General features: G+C 54.2%; 7 protein-coding genes. 5 read left to right on the forward strand and 2 right to left on the reverse strand.

What is annotated here, in order from left to right; all coding sequences use genetic code 11:
• The coding region (locus lacNas_RS12575; protein ID WP_201346919.1) for an ATP-binding cassette domain-containing protein at positions 1 to 396 on the forward strand (396 nt) is incomplete at its 5' end.
• Positions 380 to 2,203 (forward strand): ABC transporter ATP-binding protein, encoded by a 1,824-nt coding sequence (locus tag lacNas_RS12580; RefSeq protein WP_201336154.1) that lies wholly within the window; start codon positions 380 to 382, stop codon positions 2,201 to 2,203. The genes lacNas_RS12575 and lacNas_RS12580, both read left to right, overlap by 17 nt.
• 93 nt (positions 2,204 to 2,296) lie before the next feature.
• On the opposite strand, the gene plsY is transcribed toward lacNas_RS12580, so the two are convergent.
• Complete coding sequence (gene plsY, locus lacNas_RS12585; protein WP_201331537.1) at positions 2,297 to 2,941, reverse strand: glycerol-3-phosphate 1-O-acyltransferase PlsY; 645 nt, start codon at positions 2,939 to 2,941, stop codon at positions 2,297 to 2,299.
• A 92-nt stretch (positions 2,942 to 3,033) separates the two neighbouring features.
• On the opposite strand from plsY, the gene parE reads away from it, so the two are divergent.
• The 3 genes from parE (at position 3,034) to lacNas_RS12600 (ending at position 8,518) form a co-directional block, all read left to right on the forward strand.
• Complete coding sequence (gene parE / locus lacNas_RS12590) at positions 3,034 to 4,968, forward strand: DNA topoisomerase IV subunit B (protein ID WP_201331541.1); 1,935 nt, start codon at positions 3,034 to 3,036, stop codon at positions 4,966 to 4,968.
• Between the two features lie 14 nt (positions 4,969 to 4,982).
• Entirely contained in the window at positions 4,983 to 7,466 is a 2,484-nt protein-coding gene (gene parC, locus lacNas_RS12595; protein WP_201331538.1) for a DNA topoisomerase IV subunit A, read from the forward strand.
• Positions 7,467 to 7,582: 116 nt separating this feature from the next.
• Entirely contained in the window at positions 7,583 to 8,518 is a 936-nt protein-coding gene (locus lacNas_RS12600) for a manganese-dependent inorganic pyrophosphatase (protein WP_201331539.1), read from the forward strand.
• A 186-nt stretch (positions 8,519 to 8,704) separates the two neighbouring features.
• Here the strand turns inward: lacNas_RS12600 and lacNas_RS12605 are convergent.
• Positions 8,705 to 9,073: alpha-hydroxy-acid oxidizing protein (locus tag lacNas_RS12605; protein WP_201346920.1), on the reverse strand; the 369-nt coding region annotated here is incomplete at its 5' end.

Raw genomic sequence — 9,073 nt, forward strand, 5'->3', positions numbered from 1 at the left:
TTCGTCAAGGAAAACGGCGGCCTGGATGCCGTGGTTGAAGCTGGCGGGGCCAACTTTTCCGGCGGCCAGCGGCAAAGGCTGGCGATTGCCCGGACGATCATTAAGGACGCAGCCATTTACATTTTTGACGACTCTTTTTCAGCCCTGGATTTCAAGACTGACGCCGCGCTTAGGCAGGCCCTGGCCGCTGATGAAAAAATGCGGCAGGCAATCACGGTTATCGTGGCCCAGCGGGTGTCGACCGTGGCCAATGCCGACCAGATTCTGGTTTTGGATGGCGGCCGGGTAGTAGGCCAGGGCAAGCATGAGGAACTGAAGCGGACCTGCCCGAACTATCAGCAGATTGTCGCTTCGCAATTCCAGAAGGGAGGAAGAGAAGATGCACCACGGTCATAAAGGAAAAGTTGACAAGGCCGAGCACTTTTGGCCAACCTGCCGGCGTCTGCTGGCTTATCTGCGGCCTTGGCGGCTGGGGGTAACGGTGTCGGTGCTTTTTGCCATCATCTCCACCGTCTTTTCGATTTTCGCCCCGAAAGTCCTCGGTCAGGCCACGACGCTGATCTACCAGGGCGTAATAAAAGGCTATGCCCAGATAAAGGCGGGCAAGCAGCTGACGGAGCTGCCGGTCGATTTTGCCGGCGTCTTCAAGATTGGCCTCTGGGTAATTGCTCTTTACTTGATCTCCAGCGTCTTCAGCTTTGGCCAGCAGATCATCATGACGCGGATTTCTCAGCAGGTGGTTTACCACTTAAGAGCTGATTTTAAAGAAAAAATGCGCCATGTCCCGGTTGCTTATTACGACACCCACTCCAAAGGGGATTTGATGAGCCGGATGGTCAACGACATGGACAATATTTCCGGGACCCTGCAGCAGACCTTGATTCAGCTGATTACCAGTGCCATCACCCTGGTGGGCACGCTGGCCATCATGCTGACGATCAGCTGGAAATTGACCTTGGTGGCTCTTTTGACGGTGCCGTTCAGCCTGCTCATCACGGCTACGATTGCCCCGAGAGCCCAGAAGCTGTTTGGCCGCCAGCAAGAGCAGCTGGGCAAAATCAACGGCCAGGTCGAGGAAATTTATGCCGGCGTGGGCATTGTCCGGGTTTTCAACCAGGAGGCAAACGAAGAAGCGGCTTTTGCCGACCACAATGATGCCTATTTCGATGCATCCTGGAAGGCGGAATTTTTATCGATTATGATTTTTCCGCTGATGAACTTTGTCAAAAACGTCGGCTACCTGCTGATCGCCGTTTTCGGGGTCATTGACGTGATCGGCGGGGCAATCAGCTTGGGGAACGTGCAGGCCTTCCTGCAGTATTCCAACCAGTTCTCCCAGCCTTTGACCCAGCTGGCCAACATGTCCAGCACGATTCAGCAGACGATCGCTTCTGCTGAAAGAATTTTTGCCGTTCTGGACGCTGGGGACATGGACGAGAATCTGCATCCGGCTCCGGAGATTGCCACCAGCGCCAAATTGGTCTTCCGCGACGTTTCCTTCAGCTATACTGACGCGTCTTTGATTGAAGACTTCAGCTTGGAAGTGCCAAAAGGAGAAATGGTGGCCATTGTCGGTCCGACCGGGGCAGGGAAGACCACGATCATCAACCTCCTGGAGCGCTTCTATGACGTTGCCAGCGGGCAGATCTACCTGGACGGCAAGGAAACGCGGGCGATGAGCCGGGAGGATCTGCGCAGCCATATTGCCATGGTTTTGCAGGACACCTGGCTGTTTACTGGGACGATTTTTGAAAACATCAAATATGGCCGCGAAAGCGCCAGCGACGAAGAGGTTTACCAGGCTGCCCGCCTGGCCCGGGCCGACGGTTTTATCCGCCAGCTGCCAGACGGCTACCAGACCGTTTTAAACGAAGAAGCCTCAAATATTTCCCAAGGGCAGCGGCAGCTGCTGACGATCGCCCGGGCCTTTCTGGCCGACCCGGAAATTCTGATTCTGGATGAAGCGACCAGCTCAGTCGACACGCGCACGGAAAGCTTGATTCAGCGGGCCATGGCCGATCTGCAGCAGGAGCGGACCAGTTTCGTGATCGCCCACCGCCTGTCGACGATTCAGGATGCTGACAAGATCATCGTGATCAACCACGGGCACATTGTCGAAAGCGGGAACCACCGCAGCCTGCTGGCGAAAAACGGTTTTTACGCCGACCTCTACCACAGCCAGTTTTTAGGTCAGAAGATCTAAAAAAACATGATTCGTGAAAACGAATCATGTTTTTTGTTGGCCAGCGGCCTTTGCATTTTGAACATGTGTTCTGTATAATAGGGGTGGTTCAAATCAATGTTTTTGCTGGTCCTTGTCCCGCTTCTTTTTCAAATGATAGTAAAGGCCGAAGGGAACCAGGTTCTCGTTGCCGGCCGCGATGCGCTTGATGTTTGCCCGGTGGCTCCACCAGATCAGGAGAACCAGTACGCCGGACATGACCGACAGGAAGCTGTCATGGAAGAAGAAGCTGGAAGCAAAGATCAGCACTACCGAAATCAAACTGCTCAAGGAAACCATGCTGGTGATCAGGAGCAAGGGGATGAAAAAGCAGGCGCACAAGCCGAAGAACTGGACGTTGTAGCCCAGCAGGAAACCGGCAGTAGTGGCAACTGCCTTGCCGCCCTTGAATTTCAAGAAGATCGAGAAGGCATGGCCGAAGATGGCTGCCGCCCCGAAAATGAGGCACAGGTGATGGTCGCCCAGATGGAAAATGCGCGGCAGGCAGGTAGCCAGGGTTCCCTTGAAGAAGTCGACCAGGAAAACCAGGGTTCCGGCCTTGGGGCCCAGAACGCGAAAAGTGTTGGTGGTGCCGATGTTGTGGGAACCGTATTCGCGAATATCCTTGTGGTAGAATAGTTTTCCGACCAGCACGCCGGTCGGAAAAGAACCGATCAAATATGCTAAAATTAAAAGTAATGCAAATTTCGTTGCAAACATCAAATCAACTCCGTTATTCTTGTACCTGTTATTTTAGCAAATAACGGAGTGAATTGATACGAAGTTTATAATCTAAAGCTTGGAGATGTTTAATTTTGCCAAAGAACACCTATGACGATTCTTCAATTCAAATTCTGCACGGACTGGAGGCAGTCCGCAAACGGCCGGGGATGTATATCGGCTCGACCGACATTCACGGCTTGAACCAGCTGGTCTATGAAATCGTCGACAACTCAGTCGATGAAGCCATGGCTGGTTTTGGCCGGGAAATCAACGTCACCATCCATGAGGACGATTCCGTGACCGTGCAGGACTTCGGCCGGGGGATGCCGACAGGGATGCATGCTTCAGGCCGGCCGACCATTGAAGTAATCCTCACGGTTCTGCACGCCGGGGGCAAGTTTACCGAACAAAACTACAAGACTTCCGGCGGTCTGCACGGGGTCGGCTCCTCCGTCGTCAACGCCCTGTCCAGCTACATGAAGGTGCACGTGGTGCGCGACGGCAAGGCCTATGAAGAAGAATTCAGAAACGGCGGCCAGCCGGTTGGCACCCTGCGCTGCCTGGGGGCAACCAAGGAAAAGACCGGGACGACCATTACTTTCAAGCCCGACCCGATGATTTTTTCAACCACGAAATACAACTATGAGACCATCCAGGAAAGAATTCGGGAATCTGCCTTCCTGCTCAAGGGTGTCAAGTTTACCTTGACCGATGAGCGGACGCCGAACCACCATGACGTTTTCCAGTACGATGACGGCATTGAAAGCTTCGTTGCCTACCTTAACGAAGGCAAGGGGACGATTGGCAAGGTCTTTTACTTTGAAGGCAGCCAGGACGGCATGGAAATCGAATTTGCCGGCCAGTACAGCGACTCTTACTCAGAAAACTTTGTTTCCTTCGTCAACAACGTCCGCACCGCTGACGGCGGCTCCCACGAAGTCGGGGCCAGAAGCGGCTTCACCCGGGCCTTCAATGACTACGCCAAGAAGCAGGGCTTGCTGGGCAAGAAAGACAAGAACCTGGAAGGCTCCGACTACCGCGAGGGCCTCAGCGCCGTTTTGAGCGTCAAGATTCCGGAAGAACTGCTGGAATTTGAAGGGCAGACCAAGGGCAAGCTGGGGACTCCGCAGGCCAGAAGCGCCGTTGACAGCATCGTTTATGAGAAGCTGTCCTACTACCTCTTGGAAAACGGGGAATGGGCCCAGGACCTGGTCAAGAAGGCGCAGCGCGCAAGAGATGCCCGTGAAGCTGCCAAGAAGGCCAGAGACGAGTCTAGAAACGGCAAGAAGCGGCACAAGAAGGAAGTCCTGTCCGGCAAGCTGACGCCGGCCCAGTCCAGAAACCCGAAGAAAAACGAGCTTTTCCTGGTCGAAGGGGACTCCGCCGGCGGCAGCGCCAAGCAGGGCCGGGACCGGAGATTCCAGGCCATCCTGCCTTTGCGGGGGAAGGTGCTGAATACTCAGCGGGCCAAGCTGGCCGACATTTTTAAGAACGAAGAAATCAACACGATGATCCATACGATCGGCGCCGGAGTCGGCACGGAATTCAAGGTTGAAGACTCCAACTACGACAAGATCATCATCATGACTGACGCCGACGACGACGGGGCCCACATCCAGATCCTGCTTTTGACCTTCTTCTACCGCTACATGCGGCCGATGATCGAAGCCGGGAAGGTCTACATTGCGCTGCCGCCGCTTTACCGCATCAGCAAGAAGCAAACCAACCTTTACGCTTGGACGGATGAAGAGCGTGACGAAGACGAAAAGAAGGTCGGCAAGGGCTATGCCTTGCAGCGCTTCAAGGGGCTGGGGGAAATGAACGCCGACCAGCTCTGGGAAACCACGATGAATCCGGAAAGCCGGATGCTGATCAGGGTCAGAATCGATGACGCCCAGCTGGCTGAGCGCCGGGTTACCACGCTGATGGGCGACCAGGCTTCTGCCAGAAGAAAGTGGATCGAGGAAAACGTCAAATTCCGCTTGGGCGATGAAGAGTCGATCTTAGACAAGGTCAGCGATTAGGAAAGGAGCACTTTATGCCAGAAACTCACGAACGAATTCGTGAAATGCCTTTGGAACAGGTGATGGGCGAGCGTTTTGGCCGCTATTCAAAATATATCATTCAAGAGCGGGCTCTGCCTGACATACGCGATGGCTTAAAGCCTGTCCAAAGGCGGATTCTTTATGCCATGTACCGCGATGGCAACACGGCCGACAAGCCGTTTAAGAAGGCAGCCAAGGCCGTCGGTAACATCATGGGTAACTACCACCCCCACGGCGACAGCTCGATTTACGGGGCCCTGGTCTTCCTGTCCCAGGACTGGAAGATGCGGGAACCGCTGATTGAAATGCACGGCAACAACGGGTCCATGGACGGCGACAGTCCGGCCGCCATGCGTTATACCGAATCGCGCCTGGCCAAGATTTCCAACGTTTTGCTGGAAGACATCGACAAGGAAACGGTGCCGATGGTGCTCAACTTCGACGACACCGCCTATGAACCGACCGTTTTGCCGGCGCGCTTTCCGAACTTGCTGGTCAACGGTTCGACCGGGATTTCTTCTGGTTACGCGACGGAAATCCCGCCGCACAACCTAAGCGAGGTCCTGGACGCGACGATTCACCTGCTCAAGCACCCTGATGCCAGCCTGGAAGACCTGATGTCCTTTGTTCAAGGTCCGGACTTCCCGACCGGCGGGATCGTTATGGGCAAGAAGGGCTTAAGGGATGCCTACAAGACGGGCAAGGGCCGCATTCAGGTCCGGGCCAAGACGCACATTGAAGAAATCAGGGGCCACCGCCAGCAGATTGTAGTGACGGAAATTCCGTACCTGGTCAACAAGGCCCAGCTGGTCAAGAAGATTGATGAAATCCGGGTCAGCCGGGAACTTGACGGCATCAGCGAAGTGCGCGACGAAACCGACCGCCACGGCCTCTCCATCGTCATCGAACTGAAGAAGGATGCTGACGCCCAGAACATTCTCAATTACCTGCTGAAGAACACTGACCTGCAGGTATCCTACAACTTCAACATGGTGGCCATTGATCACATGACCCCGGTCCAGGTTGGCCTCAAGCGGATTCTGGCTGCCTACTTGGAGCATGAGGAGTCAGTTGTCACCAAACGGACCCAATTTGACCTCAAGAAAGCATCTGACCGCCTGGAGATCATCCAGGGCCTGATCAAGGCCATGAGCATTTTGGACCAGGTGATCAAGGTTATCCGGGCTTCCAAGAACAAGTCCGATGCCAAGAAGAACCTGGTGGCCGAGTTTGCCTTTACCGACCGGCAGGCTGAAGCGATCGTGTCCCTGCAGCTGTACCGCTTGACCAATACTGACGTTTTGGCTTTGCAGGCTGAAGAAGCGGAACTGACCAAGAAGATCGCGGCCTATGAAAAAATTCTGGCTGACCCGAAGGTGCTGCAAAAGGAAATCATCAAGGAGCTTCGGGCAGTCAAGAAGGAATTCGGCTCTGAGCGGCGCAGCGAAATCAGCGACGAAACAGCCCGGGTTGAAGTCGATGAAAAGGCCTTGATCACGGAAGAGTCCGTCCGCGTGCTCATCAGCCGCGACGGCTACATCAAGCGCTCATCCTTGCGCTCCTTCCAGTCGACGGAGGCCGGCGACAACGGCCTGCCGGAAACCGACCGGGTGGTTTATGAGGGAACTTTGTCGACTCTGACCAACCTCTATCTCTTTACCAACCACGGAAATCTGATCTACCGGCCGGTCCACGAGCTGGTAGAAAGCAAGTGGAAGGACGTGGGCCAGCACCTGTCCCAGGAACTGGGCCTGGCCAGCGATGAAAGCATCATCCAGGTCTTTGCCTTGGAGAAGCTGGACGACCCGGACCTCTCCTTCCTGTTGGCCACTAGCGACGGCTATATCAAGCAGGTGGCTTTAAGCGACCTGCAGCCGACCAGAACCTACAAGTCGCGGGCAATCATGGCCATGAAGATGAAGAGCGACGATTCCCGGGTGCTGAACGTCAGCCTGCTGAAGGCCGGCCAAGAGCGGGAAATCACCCTCTTTACCAACCAGGCCTTCGCGCTCAAGTACGACGTCAGCGAGGTTCCGCAAGTCGGCGCCAGAGCCGCTGGGGTGAAGTCGATCAACTTGAAAGAAGACGACTACGTGGTTGACTACGTGCTTGCTGATCCGCGCTACGACAGCCTGCTCAAGGTAGGGCTGGTGACGCAGCGGGGCGCATTCAAGCAGATGCCTTTGAGTTTGATCAGCAAGACCAGCCGCGCCAAGCGGGGCGTTTTGGTCCTGCGGAATCTGAAGACCAAACCGCACCGGATCGTGGCCCTGAAGGCCTACGGGCAGCACCATGAGCTGCAGCTGATCACCTCCAGCCTGCGCCGGCAAGTGATCAACACCAACGAGTATCCGCTGGGCGACCGGCAGAGCAACGGCTCTTTCGTCATCGACACTAAGACCGACGGCGAAGCCAAGGAACTGATTCTGGGCCGGCCACTCTCTGACCAGGCCCGGGACGTTGGCCGCCTTTTCTAGGTCTTTTTGGTGGAAAGGCAAAAAAGATTGCGAAAAGATTAAACAAAAGGGCAATTTTCTAGTAGACTTAATTAGAGAGAATAAATACAGCTGAATTTAGAAGGGAAAATTCCAAAATGGAAAAAGAACTGATTTTTGGTCACAGAAACCCAGACACTGACGCAATTGGCACGGCAATTGCCTACTCATACTTCCAAAACCAACACGGCTACAACACTGAAGCCGTTGCTTTGGGTGAAGCAAATGACGAAACTGCTTTTGCTTTGAAGAAGTTCGGTTTCGAAGCTCCTCGTGTAGTCAAGACGGTAGCTAACGAAGTCAACGCCATCATGCTGGTTGACCACAACGAACCGCAACAAAGCGTTGAAGACCGCGACCAAGTCAAGGTAACGCACGTGATCGACCACCACCGGATCAGCAACTTTGCGACGATCGATCCTTTGTTCTACCGGGCAGAACCAGTTGGCTGCACCTCAACTGTTCTTTGGGAAATGTTCAAGGAACAAAACATGGAAATCCCAGCCAACATTGCCGGCATCATGCTCAGTGCCATCATTTCCGACACTCTGCTTTTGAAGTCACCAACCACGACTGACGTTGACAAGGCTGCTGTTGAAGACCTGGCCAAGATTGCCGGGGTAGACTACAAGGAATACGGCTTGGAACTGCTCAAGGCCGGCACCAACATTGCTGCCAAGTCAGTTGAAGAACTTATCGACCTTGACGCCAAGAGCTTCGAACTGGGCTCAAAGACTGCCCGGATCGCTCAGGTCAACGTTGTTGACGTTCCAGAAGCCCTGGAACGCAAGGAAGGGTTCTTGAAGGCTATGGAGGCCGATGCCAAGGCCAACGGCTACGACTTGTTCATGCTGGTCATCACCAACGTTTTGGACTCAGACTCAGAAGTCCTCTTCATCGGTGACGACGAAAGCAAGGCAGTCTTTGCCAAGGCCTTCGGCAAGGAACTGGTTGACTCAGAAGCTCACCTGCCAGGCGTTGTTTCCCGGAAGAAGCAGATTGTGCCGCCATTGACCCGGGCATTTGAAGCTTAAGGGAAAAGCACTGACTGAAAAAATTGCCAGTTGAAAAGAAAATCCGGCGCCAGCCGGGTTTTCTTTTTTTATATCAAAAAATATCCTAATTGTTACTACAATTTTTATTGCAAAGAAAAAGCGCGGCTTCGCCGCGCTAAATAAAAAATTAGTTGACAAATAATCCCTGCCGGCTGATTTGGCAAGTTATTTGCCGGTAAATTTCTTAAGCTGGTCAAACTGGTTCATCAGTTCAAAATCCAGGTAGTAAGGCTGCTTGACCGGCAGGCAGCTTTGCCCGTACAAGGCGAAAATTGCGGCTAGCTCTTCCTGCCAGCGGGCAATTTCCTCATCCAGACCAGCCGCGCCCTCATTCAAAAGGGTATGCAGGAAATGGTTGGCCACGCCGACGTAGCTGGCGCCAAGAGCCAAGCCTTTGAAGACGTCCAGCGGGTTTCTGACGCCGCCGGAAACGATCAGGCGGTCGGTCAGCGGCGACGCCAGCAAGGCGGCCAAAGCGGTTGGCAGGCCGCAGTCGTTTAAATAATTCATCGGGTAGGGGCTGCGGGAATTTTC

The organism is Lactobacillus nasalidis (assembly GCF_016587775.1).
In the GTDB taxonomy this organism is placed as follows: Bacteria; Bacillota; Bacilli; order Lactobacillales; family Lactobacillaceae; genus Lactobacillus; species Lactobacillus nasalidis.